At 64.2% G+C, this 18,158-nt stretch carries 15 protein-coding genes; 6 read left to right on the top strand and 9 right to left on the bottom strand.

All coding sequences use genetic code 11. From position 1 onward, the window contains the following. Nucleotides 1–74: 74 nt before the first annotated feature. Nucleotides 75–851: an NAD kinase gene (locus tag F7P65_RS12585; RefSeq protein WP_150292198.1), complete on the bottom strand. Its 777-nt coding sequence runs from the start codon at nt 849–851 to the stop codon at nt 75–77. After that, nucleotides 848–1,858, bottom strand: coding sequence for a GTP 3',8-cyclase MoaA (gene moaA / locus F7P65_RS12590; protein WP_150292200.1), 1,011 nt, complete (start codon nt 1,856–1,858; stop codon nt 848–850). The genes F7P65_RS12585 and moaA overlap by 4 nt, the downstream gene beginning before the upstream one ends. A gap of 148 nt (nt 1,859–2,006) precedes the next feature. Between moaA and F7P65_RS12595 the strand changes: the two genes are divergently transcribed. Beyond that, a complete protein-coding gene (locus F7P65_RS12595; RefSeq protein WP_150292202.1) occupies nt 2,007–4,019 on the top strand; it encodes a putative bifunctional diguanylate cyclase/phosphodiesterase in 2,013 nt (670 codons plus the stop codon). Here the strand turns inward: F7P65_RS12595 and F7P65_RS12600 are convergent. The 4 genes from F7P65_RS12600 to F7P65_RS12615 all read right to left on the bottom strand — a co-directional run bounded on the left by F7P65_RS12600 (nt 4,008) and on the right by F7P65_RS12615 (nt 9,072). Next, a complete protein-coding gene (locus tag F7P65_RS12600) occupies nt 4,008–4,697 on the bottom strand; it encodes a TorF family putative porin (protein WP_338053902.1) in 690 nt (229 codons plus the stop codon). The two genes, F7P65_RS12595 and F7P65_RS12600, sit on opposite strands and share 12 nt — an antisense overlap. Nucleotides 4,698–4,725: 28 nt before the next feature. Then, on the bottom strand, nt 4,726–5,136 hold the full coding sequence (locus F7P65_RS12605; protein WP_150292206.1) for a hypothetical protein: 411 nt from the start codon (nt 5,134–5,136) through the stop codon (nt 4,726–4,728). 115 nt (nt 5,137–5,251) lie between these two features. Next, entirely contained in the window at nt 5,252–8,713 is a 3,462-nt protein-coding gene (mfd, locus tag F7P65_RS12610) for a transcription-repair coupling factor (RefSeq protein WP_150292409.1), read from the bottom strand. A gap of 89 nt (nt 8,714–8,802) precedes the next feature. Then, complete coding sequence (locus F7P65_RS12615; RefSeq protein ID WP_150292411.1) at nt 8,803–9,072, bottom strand: FAD assembly factor SdhE; 270 nt, start codon at nt 9,070–9,072, stop codon at nt 8,803–8,805. A gap of 101 nt (nt 9,073–9,173) precedes the next feature. Here F7P65_RS12615 and recG point away from each other — a divergent pair, with 101 nt between their 5' ends. After that, nucleotides 9,174–11,237, top strand: coding sequence for an ATP-dependent DNA helicase RecG (gene recG, locus F7P65_RS12620; RefSeq protein ID WP_150292208.1), 2,064 nt, complete (start codon nt 9,174–9,176; stop codon nt 11,235–11,237). A gap of 99 nt (nt 11,238–11,336) precedes the next feature. Continuing rightward, a complete protein-coding gene (locus F7P65_RS12625) occupies nt 11,337–12,416 on the top strand; it encodes a mechanosensitive ion channel family protein (protein WP_150292210.1) in 1,080 nt (359 codons plus the stop codon). Here the strand turns inward: F7P65_RS12625 and F7P65_RS12630 are convergent. Both F7P65_RS12630 and tyrS read right to left on the bottom strand, forming a co-directional pair. Further along, nucleotides 12,388–12,741: a PilZ domain-containing protein gene (locus F7P65_RS12630; RefSeq protein ID WP_150292212.1), complete on the bottom strand. Its 354-nt coding sequence runs from the start codon at nt 12,739–12,741 to the stop codon at nt 12,388–12,390. The two genes, F7P65_RS12625 and F7P65_RS12630, sit on opposite strands and share 29 nt — an antisense overlap. A 76-nt stretch (nt 12,742–12,817) precedes the next feature. Beyond that, nucleotides 12,818–14,035 carry a tyrosine--tRNA ligase gene (gene tyrS, locus F7P65_RS12635; RefSeq protein WP_150292214.1) on the bottom strand — a complete coding sequence of 406 codons (1,218 nt, stop codon included), beginning with the start codon at nt 14,033–14,035 and terminating at the stop codon, nt 12,818–12,820. A 53-nt stretch (nt 14,036–14,088) separates the two neighbouring features. On the opposite strand from tyrS, the gene F7P65_RS12640 reads away from it, so the two are divergent. The 3 genes from F7P65_RS12640 to F7P65_RS12650 all read left to right on the top strand — a co-directional run bounded on the left by F7P65_RS12640 (nt 14,089) and on the right by F7P65_RS12650 (nt 16,954). Then, nucleotides 14,089–15,177, top strand: a complete 1,089-nt coding sequence (locus tag F7P65_RS12640; RefSeq protein ID WP_150292216.1) for an anhydro-N-acetylmuramic acid kinase — start codon at nt 14,089–14,091, stop codon at nt 15,175–15,177. Between the two features lie 467 nt (nt 15,178–15,644). Then, a complete protein-coding gene (locus F7P65_RS12645) occupies nt 15,645–16,043 on the top strand; it encodes a hypothetical protein (RefSeq protein ID WP_150292218.1) in 399 nt (132 codons plus the stop codon). Between the two features lie 77 nt (nt 16,044–16,120). Beyond that, the gene (locus F7P65_RS12650) at nt 16,121–16,954 is read left to right on the top strand and encodes a transporter (protein ID WP_150292220.1); all 834 of its coding nucleotides are present in this window, start codon (nt 16,121–16,123) and stop codon (nt 16,952–16,954) included. Nucleotides 16,955–16,964: 10 nt separating this feature from the next. Here F7P65_RS12650 and F7P65_RS12655 read toward each other — a convergent pair whose 3' ends face one another. After that, complete coding sequence (locus F7P65_RS12655) at nt 16,965–18,140, bottom strand: vWA domain-containing protein (RefSeq protein WP_150292413.1); 1,176 nt, start codon at nt 18,138–18,140, stop codon at nt 16,965–16,967. Nucleotides 18,141–18,158 lie beyond the last annotated feature (18 nt).

The following is an 18,158-nucleotide window of genomic DNA, read 5'->3' on the forward strand; positions in this document are numbered from 1 at the left end:
CCGGCTTGCGCTGGGCAGGCCGCGCCTATAGCAGCGGCTTTCCAGACATGGCAAGCGCCAATTGCCGGAAATTTTCAGGCGATGAACTGTTCCGCCGCGATCCGGTCATCCAGCGTATGTTCGGGGTCGAACAGCAGCGTCAGCGGCGTCGCACGGTCGATCTTCACCTCGACCTGCGCGATGTCGCGCACTTCGCGCTGGTCTGCCACGGCGCTGACCGGGCGCTTCACCGGATCGAGCACGGTGAACTGAATGGCCGTATTTTCCGGCAGGATCGCCCCCCGCCAGCGCCGGGGACGAAAGGGGCTGATCGGCGTCAGCGCCACCAGTGCCGACCCCAAAGGCAGGATCGGTCCGTGCGCCGACAGATTATAGGCGGTCGATCCCGCCGGCGTCGCCACCAACACCCCGTCGCACACCAGTTCCGGCAAGACGGCGCGGTCGTTGACCTTCACCTCCAGCTTGGCCGTCTGGCGCGTTTCGCGCAGCAGAGATACTTCGTTGATCGCGGGAATGGAGAAGCGTTCGCCATCCACCGTATCGACATTCATGCGCAGTGGATTGACCTTGAACGCCTTGGCAGCCTCGATCCGCTGTTCCAGCCGCTCCAACCGCCATTCATTCATCAGGAAGCCCACGGTTCCCAGGTTCATCCCGAACACCGGCAGGATGCGCCGCCCTTCCAGCATGGAGTGCAGCGTCTGGAGCATGAAGCCGTCGCCGCCCAGCGCGATGATCATGTCCGCCTGTTCGACCGGCACGAAATCATAGGCTGCGCGCAGCCTTTCCTCTGCCGCCTTTGCGGCCGGAGTGGGGGAGGCGACCAGAGCGCGCCGAACTTCGTCCGTCATCCTCCGGTCACGCTCATATGCCGCTGCACCGCGGCCGAGACGCCCGGCCCGATGCGGAAATCATGGCGCGCGGGCTTCAACCGCAGGGCGCGGTCGATCAACGGTTCCACGGCGGCCAACCCGCCCTCGCGCAAGGCGGTCTTGAGGTCGACATGATCCTCATGGCCCAGACACATGAAGATCTTGCCCTCGCAGGTCATGCGCATCCGATTGCAGTCGGAACAGAAATTGTGGGTCAGCGGCGTTATCAGTCCCAGGCGCACTTTCAGCCCCTGGACGGCATGATAGCGTGCAGGTCCCCCTGTGCGGTGCGCGACAGGGGACAGTGCATGGTGCCGGCGGATCGATTCGGCCACCTGCGTCAGCGGCAGATAATGATCCGTCCGATCCTCCCCGGTTTCGCCCAGCGGCATCGTCTCGATCAGCGTCAGGTCGAAACCCTGACGATCGCACCAATGCAGCATCGGCAGGATTTCATCCTCGTTGACGCCACGGAGCGCGACCATGTTGATCTTGACCGAGAGGCCCGCCGCCCGCGCCGCGTCCAGGCCGTCGATCACAGCCCGTACATCGCCACCCCGCGTCACATCGGCGAAACGATCAGGATCGCGGCTGTCCAGGCTGACATTGATCCGCCGGACGCCCGCATCGGTCAGCGCCTGCGCATGCTGCGCCAGCCGCGTGCCGTTGGTGGTCAGCGTCACCTCGTCCAGTCCGCCGCCCAGATGGCGCCCGATCCGGTGCACCAGATCGACAATATCCCGCCGCACCAGCGGTTCGCCGCCGGTCAGCCTGATCCGCCGGACGCCCCGCGATATGAAAAGATCGGCCAGCAGCGCGATCTCCTCCAGCGTCAGTACCTGATTCTTCGGCAGGAACTGCATCCGCTCCGCCATGCAGTAGCGACAGCGCAGGTCGCAGCGATCCGTCACCGAAATCCGCAAATAGCTGATCCGGCGGCCGAATGCATCGGTCAACGCCGTGCGCGCAGGATCGACCATATCCATATTTCCTAGCTAGGCCATGGACCTGCGCCATGCAAGGGCACCGGGGCCCTGTTGCAGTCCGGTTGCAGCCCGGTTGCAGCAACGTGAACAGGTCGGTAACCGATATAAGGTAGGAAGGGGCAATGGACCGTCCCCCAAGGAGCATCATGTGAGCGGTGAAACCGCACTGGACGGACAGCGCAGCCTTTTCATCCTGTCTTCGGGCGACCGCGACGGTCTGTCCCATGCCGCGCGGCAGGCGGGCTGGCGCGTGATGGCGGCCCGGCGGCCTGCCGATGCCGCGCAGCGTTTCCTGCACAGCGATGCCCAGATCGCCCTGATCGACATCCGCGGCGCCCGCAACGGCGGTGCAAGGCTGATCGCAGCCATGACCCCCGTGGTCGATGCCGGCGGCGGGGCGTTGATCGCGCTGGTCGACAGGCGCGAAATGGCCGATGTGCCGTTGTGGCTGGAGGCGGGCGCCACCCATTATCTTGCCGCGCCTTTTTCCCCGGATGAACTGCGCGCCACCCTCGCGTCCGCACAGCGGCTGGTCGACCGGCTCGTCGGCGGCGTGACGCACAGCCGCCGCGCTCAGCGGATTCGTCGCGGCGATGCGCTGTTCTGGGAGAGGGAAGGGAACGCCATCCGCCTCAGCGACAGCCTGGCTCGCCATCTGGGCCTCGACAGTCAGCGCATCGGACCGGCGCGCTTCATCCGTCGCCTGCCGCGTTCCGAACGCCGCTCGGTCATCGCGGCGCTGCGCGGCATGATGCGCAGCGGGCGCCCGGAAGCCTTCGCCCATGCCGCGTCCGGTCGTCCCGGCGACAGGCTGGTCCACCATCTGCGCCTGATCGACGGCGTGGTCGCGGCGGATGTGGAGTGGCTGTCCGATGCCCACGGTCATGACGCGACCGGCCGGGACGACCTGACCGGCCTGCGCTCGCGCCAGGCTGCGCTCGACTGGCTGGACCAGCGCAAGGGACTGGCAACCACGGTGCTGCTGCTTTCGATCAGCCAGTTCGACCGGATGAACGCGGCCTATGGCCAGGTTGTGGGCGACGCGCTGCTGGGCCGCATCGCCCGCCGGATCGAGCGGATGACCGTCGACGTGGCGACCGGCGCCATCGCCGCGCGGATCGCGGGCACGGAATTTCTCATCGGCCTGACCGGTGAAGCCGCCGCCGCCGACCGCGCCACCTTCCTCGCGCGCCAGTTGATCGGCGCCATCGGCCGTCCGTTCAGCGCGGGCGACCATCTGATTCGCCTCACCGCGCGCTGCGGCATTGCCCAGTCGCGCCCCGACGACGACGCCACCCATCTTATCCGTCGTGCTGGAACCGCTCTGGCCGATGCGCGGCAGGGCGGCGGGGAGGGCATCCGCATCTTCTCCGCTGAAAAGCGCAGCCGTCAGGTCGATGCGGACCAGCTTGAAACCGATCTGCGTCTGGCGCTTCACCGGGGTGAGATCGGCATCGTGTTCCAGCCGCAATATCCGGTCGACAGCGAGCATATGACGGGGGTGGAGGCGCTCGCCCGCTGGAACCACCCGCAATATGGGGCGCTGGGCGCGGGCATGCTGTTCGCGACGGCGGAGCGTTCCGACTATATGCTGCCGCTTTCGGCGCATATCCAGGCCGAAGCGTTGCGTCAGGCCGCCGCCTGGCCGCGTGCGCTGTCGCATCTGCGCCTGTCGATCAACGTCACGGCGGACGATATCGCCCAGCCCGGCTTCATGCCGCAATTTCTGAATCTGGTCGATACCAGCGGCTTTCCTCGCTCGCGCCTGACGGTGGAGATCACCGAAAGCGGCCTGATCGAGGATGTGGACAATGCGACCGCGCTGCTCACCGCCTTGCGCGCGGAGGGGCTGGCCGTCGCGGTGGACGATTTCGGCACCGGCTATTCCAGCCTTGCCTATCTGAAAAGCCTGCCGCTCGATTATCTGAAGATCGACAGCGGTCTGGCGCAGGACATTGCGGGCACCGCCCGCGACCGCATCATCGTGCGCGGGGTCATCCACATGGCGAAATCGCTCGGCCTCAGCGTCATCGCGGAGGGGGTGGAGACCGAACAGCAGCTCGATCTGCTGGCCCGGGAAGGCTGCGATTATTATCAGGGGTTCCTGCGCTCGGCGGGCGTGTCGTCCGCCGATCTCGTGGCGCTGGCGCTAAAGGCTTAGGCCGATCCGCCCGATCAGGCTGGCCCCGGCATGACGGCTCGTCGGACCGTCGATGCTGCTGTTGGCATAGCGCAATCCGGCGAACCAGCGCCCTTTCAGATAATCGACGCTGACGCCATGGTCCCAATAGCTGCCATCCGGCCGCAATCGCGCGGCCCGGGCCGGATCGCGAACGTCCCCCGAAGACCGGCCGACCCGCGCCGAAACGGTGAAAGGCGTTCCCGGTACTCCTGCCGCCACCGACGCCGACAGATAGAGATTATCCCCGCCAATGGACGATTGTCGGGGTGCATAGCTGCCATTGAGATCAACGCTGGCCGGGCCAATCAGAAATCCCGCACCGACGCCCATTTCACCATAGCCCTGCCCGGACGCGCCCGGAAACAGATGGTAGCGTCCCTCAGCGGACAGCCGCCATCCACCGATCTGCCGCGCAAAGGTCGCGCCCAGATCGACTGCGGCATCCGCGCCGCCATGCCGGTCGCTTCCCCATAGCGAAACCGCTGTACCATCCAGGCTCAGGCCCTGCGCCACCGGCACTGAAAGGGTTCCGCGCAGCACCGGATCGCCATCGCTCCAACTCAGGCCCCGGCGTCGCTCGTCGCTCGCGACCTCGACCGTCGCAGAAACCCCGTCAGCATATTGGGCCAGGGCGGGACCGGCGCTGGCGCAACCCATCAGGGCGCATGCCAGCGCCAGCTTTTTCTCAGTTCGAGGCAAGATTACGGACCGCATCGAGTTCAGCCAGAAGCGGCGCCCGGTCCGTCTCCGCAACCGAGATCAGATGGTCGCGGATCGCGCGCTCATGCTGCGTCAGATTGCGTTCGCCCGACTGACGCCCCGGCGTGCAGGCGCCATGCTCGCTGCCGGAAAACTGCCTGTCGCTCGAAACAGTGCGGCTCAGCGCAGGCGCATGGCTGAGCGCGCGGTCGACCATGACGGTCGCGGTCCACTGGCACCGTTGCATGTCCATCCGGTTGGGGGTCTTGGCGCCCACGGTCTTGGTGCGGATTTCCGTCCGTGCGCTGTAGATGGCCTGCACGGGCGTGCCACGATGATCGATCTGGACGCTGTGCGTCGCGGTTGCGGTCGCCAGCGCGATAAGGGTCAAACTCATGCAAAAATTCTCCTGCTCGACGCCGGACTTTGCTGCCCGGTCATCGCGGCAGGATGTAGGTTGCGACTGTTGCTGACATTTTTCTGCGGCATGACAAAGAGTGCTGGCGACGGAACTAGCCCGCCGCCTTCGCCAGTCCCTTCGACAATTGCAGCGCGCCGTTCAGCCGCGCTGCCGGATCGGCCCAGGCCCGGTTCACCACGACCTTGCTGTCGGGCCGCAGTCGCGCGACGCCATTCAACCGCTGAATATAGGCCACCAGCGCTTCGGGCCGGGGGAAGCGATCCTCGAAGAAGCTGACCAGCGCGCCCTTGGCGCCCACGTCGATCTTGGAGATATTGGCGGTGAGGCAATTCTGCTTGATCTCGATGATCTTGAACAGATTTTGCGTCGGCGCGGGCAGCTTGCCGAAGCGGTCGATCAGTTCGGCGGCAAAGGCCTCCAGCCCCTGCCGGTCCTCGACCTCGTTCAAGCGCCGGTACAACCCCATGCGCAGGTCGAGATCGGGCACATAGTCCTCCGGGATCAGGATCGGCGCGTCCACGCTGATCTGCGGCGAGAAGCTGTCGCGCTTCTCGATCCCCGCGCCACCTGCCTTGGCCTCCAGGATCGCATCCTCCAGCATCGACTGGTAGAGTTCGAAGCCGACCTCCTTGATATGGCCCGACTGCTCGTCCCCGACCAGATTGCCCGCGCCGCGAATGTCGAGGTCGTGGCTGGCCAACTGGAACCCGGCGCCCAGCGTATCCAGATCGGACAACACTTTCAGCCGCTTCTCGGCGGTCTCGGTGATGATCCTGTTCGCGGGCGTCGTGAAATAGGCATAGGCCCGCGCCTTCGATCGCCCGACGCGCCCGCGAAGCTGGTACAACTGCGCCAGCCCAAAGCGATCCGCCCGATGGATGATCAGCGTATTGGCCGAAGGAATGTCGAGGCCACTCTCAACAATCGTGGTCGACAGCAGCACATCGTAACGCTTGTCGTAGAAGGCCGACATGCGCTCCTCGACCTCGGTCGCGCTCATCTGGCCGTGAGCAACGATGGGCTTCACCTCCGGCACTTCGGTGCGCAGGAACTCCTCCACCTCGGTCAGATCGGCGATGCGCGGCACCACGAAGAAGCTCTGCCCGCCCCGATAATGCTCGCGGAGCAGCGCCTCGCGGATCACTACGCCATCCCAGGGCATGATGTAGGTCCGCACCGCCAGACGATCGACCGGCGGAGTCTGAATGACGGACAGTTCGCGAAGCCCCGACATCGCCATTTGCAACGTCCGGGGAATGGGCGTCGCCGTCAGCGTCAGCACATGCACATCGGTCTTGAGGCTCTTCAGCCGCTCCTTGTGCGTCACGCCGAACCGCTGTTCCTCGTCAACAATGACGAGGCCCAACCGCTTGAACTCCAGCCCCTTGGCCAGCAGCGCATGGGTGCCGACCACAATATCGATGGTCCCATCGGCCAGCCCGGCCTTGACGGCCTTGGCCTCCTTATCCGGCACTAGCCGCGACAGGCGCCCGATATTCACCGGAAAGCCCCGGAAGCGCTCCTCGAAATTCATATGATGCTGCCGGGCGAGCAGGGTGGTCGGGCAGATCACCACCACCTGCATCCCCGCCATCGCCGCCACGAAAGCAGCGCGCAGGGCGACCTCCGTCTTGCCGAAGCCCACATCGCCGCACACCAGCCGGTCCATCGGCCGCCCGGCGCCCAGATCCTCGACCACGTCCATGATGGCGCGGTCCTGATCCTCGGTTTCCTGATAGGGGAAGCGGTCCACGAACGCCGGATAGCCCGCGCTGTCCGGCTCGGCCACCGTAGCCGCCCGAAGCGCCCGCTCCGCCGCCGTCTTGAGCAATTCCCCCGCAATCTCGCGGATGCGCTCCTTCATTCGCGCCTTGCGCCGCTGCCACGCCTCGCCGCTCAGCTTGTCGAGGCTCACGCCTTCGCTGTCGGACCCATAGCGGGAGAGAACCTCCAGATTCTCCACCGGCACATACAGCTTGTCGCCGCCCGCATATTCTAGCGCCACGCAGTCATGCGCCGCCTTGGCGACCGGAATCTGCGTCAGCCCCTCATAGCGGCCAATGCCATGGTCCATATGCACGACCAGATCGCCCGGTGAGAGCGTCGCCAGCTCTTGCAGGAACGCGTCGGCATTTTTCTTCCGCTTCGCACGCCGCACCAGCCGGTCGCCCAGCATATCCTGCTCGGTCAGCACCGCCACATCGGGCGCGGTAAAGCCATGGTCGAGCGGCAACACGGTCAGCACCGTGCTGCCGCCGGCCGCTATCCCCAAAGCCTCCTGCCAGCTATCCGCCGCCGCAATCCGCTTCAGCCCATGATCGGCCAGCAGCCCCGAAAGCCGCTCCCGCGCGCCCCCGGAATAGCTGGCGATGACCACCTTCTTCTTCGCCCGCTGGAGCGACGCGATATGCTTGCCCACCGCCTCATAGACATTGGCGTTCTGCGCCCGCTCCGGCGCGAAATCACGCGGCCCATCGACGGCGAAATCCAGAACGGAGGCGCTCTCCGGCTCATGAAAAGGCGTCGTCTCATGCATCGGCCATTCGCGGACAGTCGCTGTCCACTCATCGGCGTCCAGATAGAGCGCCTTCGGTTCCAGCGGCCGATATGCCCCCGGATCGGAGGACTTCGCCTGCACGCGGTTGGCATGATAGTCCCGGATCGCTTCGAACCGCGCCTCGGCCGCGCCCGCCACGCCATGGTCCAGCACGACCAGCGTATCGTCGCCCAGATGCTCGGTCATCGGCACCAGCCGTTCCTCGAACAGCGGCAGCCAATGCTCCATGCCGGCCAAGCGCCGGCCGTCGCTCACCGCCTGATAGAGCGGGTCGCCCGTCGCCGTCGCCCCGAACGTCTCGCGATAGCGCCCGCGAAAGCGCTTGATCGTTTCCTCGTCCAGCAAAGCCTCGGATGCGGGCAGCAGCGTGAAGCCCTCGACACTGCCGCTGGTCCGCTGGTCGGCGGGGTCGAAACGCCGCACCGTCTCAATCTCATCCCCGAAGAAATCCAGCCGCAGCGGCTGTTCCTCGCCGCCGGGGAACAGGTCGACAATGCCGCCACGAATGGCGAACTCGCCCCGGTCATGCACGGTGTCGGTGCGCACATAGCCATTGGCTTGCAACATATCGGCGAGCCGCGAAATCGCGATCCGCTCCTTGGGCGCGAGCTTCGCGACCAGTTGCCTGACGCGGAACGGGGTGAGGGTCCGCTGCGTCAACGCATTGAGCGTGGTCAGGACGAGCTGCGGACCCTTGGGCTTGCCCTGAAGCGCATAAAGCCCTGCCAAGCGCGCCGAAGCCGTGCGCAGCGAAGGACTGGCGCGGTCATAGGGCAGGCAGTCCCAGGCGGGAATTTCGACAATCTCGATCTCCGGCGCGAAATAATGCGCCGTATCCGCGACCGCCCGCATGAGTTGCTCGTCGGGCGCGACGAACAGGGCGCGAGAAGGCGCCGCCCGGGCAATATCCGCCAGCAACCAGGGCTGAAACCCGGCCGGAACCCCGGAGAGGGTCATGGGTGCGGAGGCTTTGAGGATTTTCAGAAGATCGGTCATCATTCACTCTTCAATCCTCCCATCGTGAGATAGGGAGGGGGACCAGCCGCAGGCGGGTGCAGGGAAATGCGCAAGGGTGGGAAGGGCGCTTATTTCTTCCCGATCTCCACAAAATCCATCTGCACAAACTTGTCCCACATCGGTCCGCGCCACTCATCCGGCAGCGGCAGCGTCCCCAGGGCCCAGGCCATGATGTCGGCATCCTGTTCTTCGATAAACCGTTCGAACCAATCGAGTTCCTCTTCGCCCCACCCGGCATGGTAACGGTCGAAATACCCGCCCACGGCGAGGTCCGCTTCCTTGATGCCACGATGCCAGGCCCGGAATTGCAGGCGGCGGATGCGGGGATCTTCGTTCACAATTTGTTCCTTAACCGGACATGCCAAAACCGCCGATCGCCAAAATCCTATCGGATGTTTGAACCACCATCCCGGCTGGGCTACAGCCATGGGCCATAACCATGCGACCCGATATCCTCAACCCACTCTTCACCGAAATCGAAGCGCTGAAAGGCGTTGGGCCGGCGCTCGCCAAACCGCTGGAGCGGCTCGGCCTGGCCCGCGCCGTGGACGTCGCCTTCCACCTGCCGGTCAGCTTCATCGACCGCCGCATGGTGGACGAATTGATTCTTTCCGACTCAGGTCGCGTCATCGGCATCGAACTCACCCCCACCGATTATCGCGCCTCCGGCAGCGCCCGCGCGCCTTTTCGCGTCATTGCGCAGGACAAGCACGGCAACAGCGTCGCGCTGGTCTATTTCGGCCGCAACAGCGCCTGGCCCCGCAAGCTGTTGCCGTTGAACGAACCCAAATTCATCTCCGGGAAGCTGGAGGCCTATGGCGACAATCTCCAGATCGTCCATCCCGACTATGTCCTCCCGCCGGAGGAAGCCGCCACCATTCCCGCGCGCGAGCCGGTCTATGGCTTGTCCGAAGGCCTCACCAACAACCGCCTGCGCGATCTGGTCACGCAATCGCTGAGCCGCGCCCCGGACCTTCCCGAATGGATCGAACCCAGCCTGCTCGGCCAAAAGGGCTGGCCCACGTGGCGCGAAGCCCTGACCCGCATCCACGCCGACCCCAGCGACGCCAAGGCCCGCGAACGCCTCGCCTATGACGAAATTTTCGCCGGCCAACTCGCGCTGATGCTCGTCCGCCAGTCCTCCCGCAAGCGCAAGGGCGTTCCCATCGCCGGAGACGGCCGCCTGCGCGCCATGCTCCAACTGCCCTTCGCCCCGACCGGCGCCCAGCGCCGCGCCTTCATGGAGATCGAAGGCGACATGGCCCAACCCGTCCCGATGCTCCGCCTGCTGCAAGGCGATGTCGGCTCGGGCAAGACGCTGGTCGCCCTGATGGCGCTTCTCAACACGGTGGAGGCGGGTGCTCAAGGCGCACTCCTCGCCCCCACGGAAATCCTCGCCCGCCAGCATTATGAAACGCTGCGCAAGATGGCGTCGGGCCTGCCCGTCACCATCGCCATCCTCACCGGTCGGGAAAAGGGCAAGGCCCGCGAATCCACCCTGATGGGCCTCGCGGACGGCAGCATCGACATTCTTGTCGGCACCCACGCCATTTTTCAGGACGCCGTCCGCTACAGGAATCTCGCCCTTGCGGTGATTGACGAACAGCATCGCTTCGGCGTCGCCCAGCGCATGATGCTCGCCGCCAAGGCCGAGCGGACGCCGCATCTGCTGGTGATGACCGCGACCCCCATCCCGCGCACACTGACATTGACCTATTATGGCGAGATGGACGTCTCCCGCCTCGATGAGATGCCGCCGGGACGCCAGCCGATCCAGACCGTCGTGATGTCCGCCAACCGCCTTGACGAAGTGGTCGAAGCCCTCGCCCGCCATATCGAGGGCGGCGGTCAGGCCTATTGGGTCTGTCCGCTGGTCGAGGAAAGCGAAACCAGCGATCAGGCCGCCGCCGAAGCCCGCGCCGAAATGCTGAAGATGCGCTTCGGCGATCTTGTGGGCCTTGTCCACGGCCGCATGAAAGGCCCGGAAAAGGACGCCGCGATGGCGTCCTTTGCGTCGGCCCGCACGAAAATCCTTGTCGCCACGACCGTCATCGAGGTCGGCGTCGACGTGCCCAACAGCAACCTCATCATCATAGAAGGGGCCGAACGCTTCGGCCTTGCCCAGCTCCATCAGCTTCGGGGCCGCGTAGGCCGAGGCCAGAACCATTCGGTCTGCATCCTCCTGCGCGGCGCCGCACTAAGCGAAACCAGCCGCGCGCGTCTCGCGCTGATGCGCGAAACCAATGACGGCTTCCGCATCGCCGAAGAAGATCTGCGATTACGGGGGGCGGGAGAAATTCTCGGCACCCGCCAGTCCGGCGAAGCGCAGTTGAAACTCGCCACCCCCGAACATCTTTCGACCCTGCTCGATTCCGCTCGGGATGACGCCCATCTCCTGATCGACCGCGACGGCGGCCTTACCGAAGCGAGGGGGGAGGCGGCCAGAACCTGCCTCTATCTCTTCGAACGCGACGCAGCGGTCGGATTGCTTCGGAGCGGTTAGGGCAAATGCTCCTGCCTTTGCGGAAGAACGTTTCACCCAGTCAAAGCTCACAATTGCTGCAACCGCGAAACCATCCAGAAGCCGAGCCGTTGCGTGCTCATGCAATCGGACATCAGCCTTAACCACATAACGCCGACGGCTGCGATCTCCATCGCCTTGTCGGTCGCCATCGCCTTCCTGCTGCACGGGCTCGCTTATTGGATCGCTGCCCGTATCGTCCGTAAAATGGGGATAGAACCGGTCATTCTTCCCGCCCTCTATCATCCGACCCGCTGGCTGATCGTGCTGATGACACTGGCCGCCGGAATCCAGCCGCTGACCTTCACCCCGAAGGTGGAGGCGATCTGGACCATCGCCGCCCAGATGCTGTTCATTTTGCTGGTGGGATGGTTGATTTTCGCGGCCATGCGCGCGGGTCGCATCCTTATCGAACGCCGAAGCGACATCACGGTGGAGGACAATCTGAAGGCGCGCCGTCAGCATACGCGCGTCCGCATCCTTTACCGCGTGACGCAGTTCGTCATCGGCTTCATCATCCTCTCGCTGATGCTGATCGCCATTCCGGGCGTCCGCGCCATCGGCGTTACCCTGATGGCGTCAGCGGGCCTTGCGGGTCTCGCCATAGGCGCAGCGGCCCAACCAGCGCTCAAGAACCTGATCGCGGGTATCCAGATGGCCTTTTCCGAACCGATCCGGCTGGACGATGTGCTGATCGTGGAGGGCGAATGGGGCAGGGTGGAGGATATCAAGCTTACCTATGTCGTGGTGCGCCTCTGGGACGATCGCCGCCTGATCGTCCCGGTATCCTATTTCCTTGAAAAGCCATTCCAGAACTGGACGACGACAACGTCCGACCTGTTGGGAACCATATTCCTCTATGTCGATCCCGCCACCGACATAGAACCAATCCGCGCAAGGTTCATCGAAACAGTCAAATCCAACCATCGCTGGGACGGTCGGGTCGCGATCCTGCAGGTCACGGACCACCGCGCCGATGCGCTGGAATTGCGCGGCCTCCTCAGCGCCCGCAATGCCGGCACGGCCTTCGACCTACGCTGCGAAGTCCGCGAAGCGATGATGCAATTTCTGCGCACGGAAATGCCCGAAGCGCTGGTCCGGTCGCGTCAGCGCCTGGAAGTGGGGGAGGGCTTTACCAGGCCGTTTGCCGGGGTGGGATGAGCGAGAGCATTGCGTCATACATGGACTGCTCGATCCGCTCCAGAAACTCGACGCCCAGCCGCCCATCCTCGGCCCAGCGCACTTCCCCGGCATGATCCTTCGCGACCGGCAGCCAGATCGTGATCCGCTGGCCGATGTCCAATTGCGCATCGGTCCGGGACATCAATCCCAAAGGGGAGATATTGATGATCCGCGCCCCATGGGTGCGGCCATCGGCGGTGATATGGCTGACCATATCGACCAGATCACGCGGAACCCGCCGCTGATCGATCGAAGGGTCCCGCGACTTGTTAAGATGGGTAAGGCTTGCGAACACCGAAGGCATGGGGAAAGATTAGCGTAAGGAAGATGGCCCCTTCCTTACCCGATCCGGTTAATGCGTCGTTAGCGCTCATTTCAATTCAAGCGGTTACCAGCCCGTGCTTCTTCGCGCCGAAGCTGACCTTGTCCCCTGCCTTCAGAACCAGGGCCGGATCGCTGACAACCTCGCCATTCACGCGAATGGCGCCTTCGGAGAGTTTGCGCCGCACTTCCTTGTTGGAGGTTGCAAAGCCCAGCGCCGTGGTGCCCTGAACGACATTCAGCCCCTCCGACCCCAGGCTGACCGTCGGCAGATTGGCATCCGAAGCGCCTTCCTCGAAGGTCCGCCGCGCCGTCTCCGCCGCGGCCTCCGCCGCCGCGATCCCCCGGCACAGCGCGGTCGCCTCATTGGCGAGGATCTTCTTCGCCTCGTTGATCTCCGCACCCTCCAGCGCCGCCAGCCGCTCCACTTCATCCATGGGCAGGTCGGTGAACAGTCGCAGCCGGTTCGCCACATCGGCGTCAGCGGTGTTCCGCCAGAACTGCCAATAATCGTAGCTGGAAAGCTGATCCTCGTTCAGCCACACCGCGCCGCCGACGGTCTTGCCCATCTTCGTGCCGTCGGCGTTGGTCAGCAGCGGCGTGGTGAGACCGAACACCTGCGTGCCATCCACACGCCGGGCCAGTTCGACGCCATTGACGATATTGCCCCACTGATCCGACCCGCCCATCTGCAACCGGCAGGCCGAACGCCGCGACAGCTCCAGAAAATCATAGGCCTGGAGGATCATGTAATTGAACTCCAGGAAACTCAGCGACTGCTCGCGATCCAGCCGCAGCTTCACCGAATCGAAGCTGAGCATCCGGTTGACCGAGAAATGCTGCCCGATGTCCCGCAGGAACGGGATATATTCGAGGCGGTCCAGCCACTCCGCATTGTCGAGCATGATTGCATCGCTCGGCCCGTCGCCAAAGGTCAGGAACCGTTCGAACACGCGCTTGATGCTGGCCACATTCTCCGCGATCAGGTCGGTCGTCAGCAGCTTGCGCGCCTCGTCCTTGAAGCTGGGATCGCCGATCTTGCCGGTGCCGCCGCCCATCAGGACGATCGGCTTGTGCCCGGCCTTCTGCAACTGGCGCAGCATCATGATCGACACCAGATGCCCGACATGCAGCGACGGCGCAGTCGGATCGAAGCCGATATAGCCCGGCACGATCTGCCTGGCGGCAAGGGCGTCCAGCCCCTCCGCGTCGGTCAATTGATGAATGTAACCGCGCGCTTCGAGCAGGCGGAGCAGATCGGACTGGTAGTTGCTCATGGCGCGCGCCTGTAGCATTGAGGGAGCGACTGTAAAAGAGGTGGGACAATTTCATGCTGGCAATAGGCCTGATGTCGGGCACTTCGCGCGACGGGATCGACGCCGCGTTGATCGACACCGATGGAGAAGGCGTCAGCAAAGGCATTGCCTTCCACGCGATGCCCTACACTCCGGGGTTCCGCCTGCGTCTCGCCGAAGCCTGCCAGCGGGCCATGGCGATGGAAAAGCCCGGTTTCGAACCCTTGATCTACGCGGTTGAGGAAGAACTGACCGAACTTCATGTGGAGGCCGTCACCGACCTCCTCGCCCGCAGCGGCACCACCGCGCAGGACGTCGCCGTGATCGGCTTCCACGGCCACACGGTTGCGCATCGTCCGGAAAGGCGCTGGACCTGGCAGATTGGGGACGGCGCCGCGCTGGCGGGCGCTTTCGGCATTCCGGTCGTCGGCGACCTGCGCAGCGCCGACGTCACGGCGGGAGGGCAGGGCGCGCCGCTGCTCCCGGTCTATCACCGCGCCCTCGCGCATGATCTGCCCAAACCCGTCGCCATTCTGAACCTTGGCGGTGTGGCCAACATCACGGCCATCGGTTCGGCCGGAGAGATAATCGCTTTCGACACCGGCATGGCCAGCGCGCTGATCGACAACTGGATGCAGACGCACAGCGACCGCGATTTCGATGAAAACGGCGCCACCGCTGCAACAGGCCGGATCGATGAAGCCCGTCTCGTGGAGATGCTCTCCGATCCCTGGTTCGCCATGGCCCCGCCCAAGAGCATCGACCGCGAGGCCTTCACCATCGAAGCCACCCGCGGCCTTTCCCTGGAGGATGGCGCCGCGACGCTCACGGCCTTTTCCGCCGCAGCCGTCGCCAAGGGGATGGAGCATCTTCCCGAGCGGCCGAAGCATATCTACGTGGCCGGCGGTGGCCGCCACAATGCCACGCTGATGGAGATGCTGGCCCGTTACTCCGGCGCGCAGATCCGGGCCGTGGATGAACTGGGCTGGGACGGCGACGCGCTGGAGGCGCAGGGCTTCGCCTATATGGCCGTCCGCCACCTGAAGAATCTGCCGATCAGCTTTCCCGGCACCACGGGTGCGCCGCAGCCCATGGGTGGCGGAATTCTGTTCGATCCCGCCTAAAGCGCGCTGCGTTAAATCGGACGCAGGGCGCGCGCTCCAGACTTTGTTGTCGCATGGTTCAATGCGAAAAACCGGCGCGAAATGCGTCCGCGAAGCGCGCATTTCAACCGCCACGCGCATTAAAAATCGGTCATCTTCGATCGTGCAAGGCGGAACCGCGATCCGGCCAAGCGGGAATTTGATCGTCCATTTGGCACATATCGCCTGATAATCCGGCGGCCATTCTTCGGCTGCCGCTCGCGCAATCCATGTAATGCCATAGAAATCAGCCCTAAATTCTCTTGGTCGGCTTCGATGAACGGATGTTCATGTTGAATAATCCAGAGGCTAATTCTTTCGGTCGATTCCGTGGCGTAAGGATATCAGCGACATTGCGAGGGGGGTTCTCGCAAGATCATGAGACCGGATCGGCCGATCCGGCCCAGTCTTGGGAAACTGCCCGCGTGTCACATTATAGGAGAGTCGCAGTGACCAGATTTACCCTTTCCCTCATCGGCCTTGCCGTTCTGGCCGGCGCTACCGGCGCGCAGGCTCAGGACAGCAATGTGAAGGGGACGCTGCAGGATGTGAATGTGAAGGGTGCCCTTCAGGACGCCAATGTGAAGGGAACGCTCCAGGACAGCAATGTGAAGGGCGTTTTGCAGGACGCCAACGTCAAGGGCACGCTGCAGGATAGCCGGAACGCGTCGACCGCAGCGCAGGACGCCCGGACCGCCGCCACCGAGGCCCGTTCCAGCAGCAGCGAGGCGCGCAGCGCGTCAACAGAAGCGCGCAGCAGCGCCCAGGACGCACGCGCCAATGCCAACGCCGCCCGCGAAACGGCCAGTTCCGCCAAGGAAGTCGCCCGTTCCAGCCGCGGCAGCTGACAGCATTCGGCAAATGGAAGAGCAGGGGCGGGCCGGAAAGGCTCGCCCCGCTTGACGTCGAAAAAGGGGAGAACAGCATGAAGGGGACCATCGCGCTGGCCGGGATCGCCCTTGCCATGGGCGCATCGCCCGCATTGGCGCAGCAAAGCACGCAGGCCGAAGAATCATCCACAGGCCTGTCCACAGCTTCATCCACAAACTTATCCACAGCCGGCAGCAGCCTGAGCGCGATAGCCGGCATCGATTACAGCAGCGGCGATTACGGTACCGGCGTCGACACCAATATCCTCGTCGTGCCGATGGGCCTGCGCTACCGCACGGGCAATCTGCGTTTCACCGCGACGCTTCCGTGGCTGCGCATCAACGGTTCTTCGGCCATTGTCGGCGGCGGTGCTGGCGGGGTTATCATCGATCCGGACGCGCCGCGCACGACGCGAAGCGGCCTGGGCGACCTGACGCTGGGCGTCGGCTATCAGATTCCGGAAGAGCAGATGGGCTTCGGCCTCGACCTCTCGGCCCGCGTCAAATTGCCCACCGCGTCACGGTCCAGGGCGCTGGGGACCGGCAAGGTCGACGTGACCGTCGCGGCGGAAGTGTCGAAAAGCTTCGGCATAGTCACGCCCTTCGCCAATGTCGGCTACCGGATGCCGGGCGACCCATCGGGCTTTACCCTGCACAATGCCTGGCAGGCGTCGGGCGGTGCCAGCGTGGTGCTGGGCAAGTCGGTGCTTATCGCTTCCTATGACTATCGCGAATCCTCCAGCGATTTCGCCCGCGACAGCCGGGAAATCTTCGGCGCCTTCTCGACGCCGCTGACCGACCGGCTGATCTTCACCCTGTACGGCACCGGCGGCCTCAGCAAGGGGGCGGCGGATTACGGCATCGGCTCGCTGATGAGCGTCAAATTCTGACCCGGATTTCTCACCGCTTGCGCGTCAGCTCCCGCATCGCCTCATCGATCCCCTCGATGGTCAGCGGATACATGCGCTCATTCATGATCTCGCGGATGATCCGGGTCGACTGGCTATAGCCCCAATGGGCCTGCTGCGCCGGGTTCAGCCACACTGCGGCGGGATAGGTGTGCGTGACCCGGCTCAGCCAGGCCGCGCCCGCTTCCTCATTCATATGTTCGACCGATCCGCCCGGATGGCTGATCTCATAGGGGCTCATCGCTGCGTCCCCGACGAAGATCACCTTATAGTCATGCCCATATTTGTGGAGGATGTCCCAGGTCGGAATCCGTTCAGAAAAGCGCCGCTTATTGTCCTTCCAAACGCCTTCATAGAGGCAGTTGTGGAAGTAGAAGAATTCCATATTCTTGAATTCGCCCGTCGCGGCGGAAAACAGTTCCTCGCACAGCGTGATGAACGGGTCCATTGACCCGCCCACATCCAGGAACAGCAGCAATTTCACCGCATTGTGCCGCTCCGGCCGCATGCGGATGTCCAGCCATCCCTGCCGCGCCGTTCCATGGATCGTCGCGTCCAGATCCAGTTCATCGGCCGCGCCCTCCCGCGCGAAGCGCCGCAGCCGCCGCAACGCCACCTTGATATTGCGCGTGCCCAGTTCCTTCGTGTTGTCCAGATTGGCGAATTCGCGCTTGTCCCACACCTTGATCGCGCGCTTGTGCCGGCTTTCGCCGCCGATGCGAACACCTTCGGGATTGTAGCCGCCATTGCCGAAGGGGGATGTGCCGCCGGTGCCGATCCATTTGTTGCCGCCCTGGTGGCGGCCCTTCTGCTCCTCCAGCCGCTTCTTCAGCGTCTCCATAATCTCGTCCCAGCTGCCCAGAGACTTGATCTTCTCCATCTCCTCGGCACTCAGGAATTTTTCCGCCACCAGCCGCAGCCATTCCTCGGGGATTTCCGCCTCGACCCCTTCGGCGCCCAACACCCCCTTGAACACTCGCGCGAACACCTGGTCGAAGCGGTCGATCAGCCCTTCGTCCTTCACATAGGTGGCGCGGGCGAGATAATAGAAATCCACCGGCCGCTGTTCGATCACGTCGCGGTCCAGCGCCTCCAGCAGCAGCAGATGTTCCTTGATGCTGGCGGGAATGCCCGCAGCACGCAGCGCGTCGAGAAAATTGAGCATCATGATGCCGCCCTTCTCCGC

It is taken from the genome of Sphingobium estronivorans (genome assembly GCF_008692605.1).
In the GTDB taxonomy this organism is placed as follows: Bacteria; Pseudomonadota; Alphaproteobacteria; order Sphingomonadales; family Sphingomonadaceae; genus Sphingobium; species Sphingobium estronivorans.

What these genes read in the sequence shown, in the direction of transcription:
- F7P65_RS12585 (WP_150292198.1), bottom strand. Translation starts at nt 851, where the DNA reads ATGACGGACGAAGTTCGGCGCGCTCTGGTCGCCTCCCCCACTCCGGCC.
- moaA (WP_150292200.1), bottom strand. Translation starts at nt 1,858, where the DNA reads ATGGATATGGTCGATCCTGCGCGCACGGCGTTGACCGATGCATTCGGC.
- F7P65_RS12600 (WP_338053902.1), bottom strand. Translation starts at nt 4,697, where the DNA reads ATGGGTTGCGCCAGCGCCGGTCCCGCCCTGGCCCAATATGCTGACGGG.
- F7P65_RS12605 (WP_150292206.1), bottom strand. Translation starts at nt 5,136, where the DNA reads ATGAGTTTGACCCTTATCGCGCTGGCGACCGCAACCGCGACGCACAGC.
- mfd (WP_150292409.1), bottom strand. Translation starts at nt 8,713, where the DNA reads ATGACCGATCTTCTGAAAATCCTCAAAGCCTCCGCACCCATGACCCTC.
- recG (WP_150292208.1), top strand. Translation starts at nt 9,174, where the DNA reads ATGCGACCCGATATCCTCAACCCACTCTTCACCGAAATCGAAGCGCTG.
- F7P65_RS12625 (WP_150292210.1), top strand. Translation starts at nt 11,337, where the DNA reads ATGCAATCGGACATCAGCCTTAACCACATAACGCCGACGGCTGCGATC.
- F7P65_RS12630 (WP_150292212.1), bottom strand. Translation starts at nt 12,741, where the DNA reads ATGCCTTCGGTGTTCGCAAGCCTTACCCATCTTAACAAGTCGCGGGAC.
- tyrS (WP_150292214.1), bottom strand. Translation starts at nt 14,035, where the DNA reads ATGAGCAACTACCAGTCCGATCTGCTCCGCCTGCTCGAAGCGCGCGGT.
- F7P65_RS12640 (WP_150292216.1), top strand. Translation starts at nt 14,089, where the DNA reads ATGCTGGCAATAGGCCTGATGTCGGGCACTTCGCGCGACGGGATCGAC.
- F7P65_RS12650 (WP_150292220.1), top strand. Translation starts at nt 16,121, where the DNA reads ATGAAGGGGACCATCGCGCTGGCCGGGATCGCCCTTGCCATGGGCGCA.
- F7P65_RS12655 (WP_150292413.1), bottom strand. Translation starts at nt 18,140, where the DNA reads ATGATGCTCAATTTTCTCGACGCGCTGCGTGCTGCGGGCATTCCCGCC.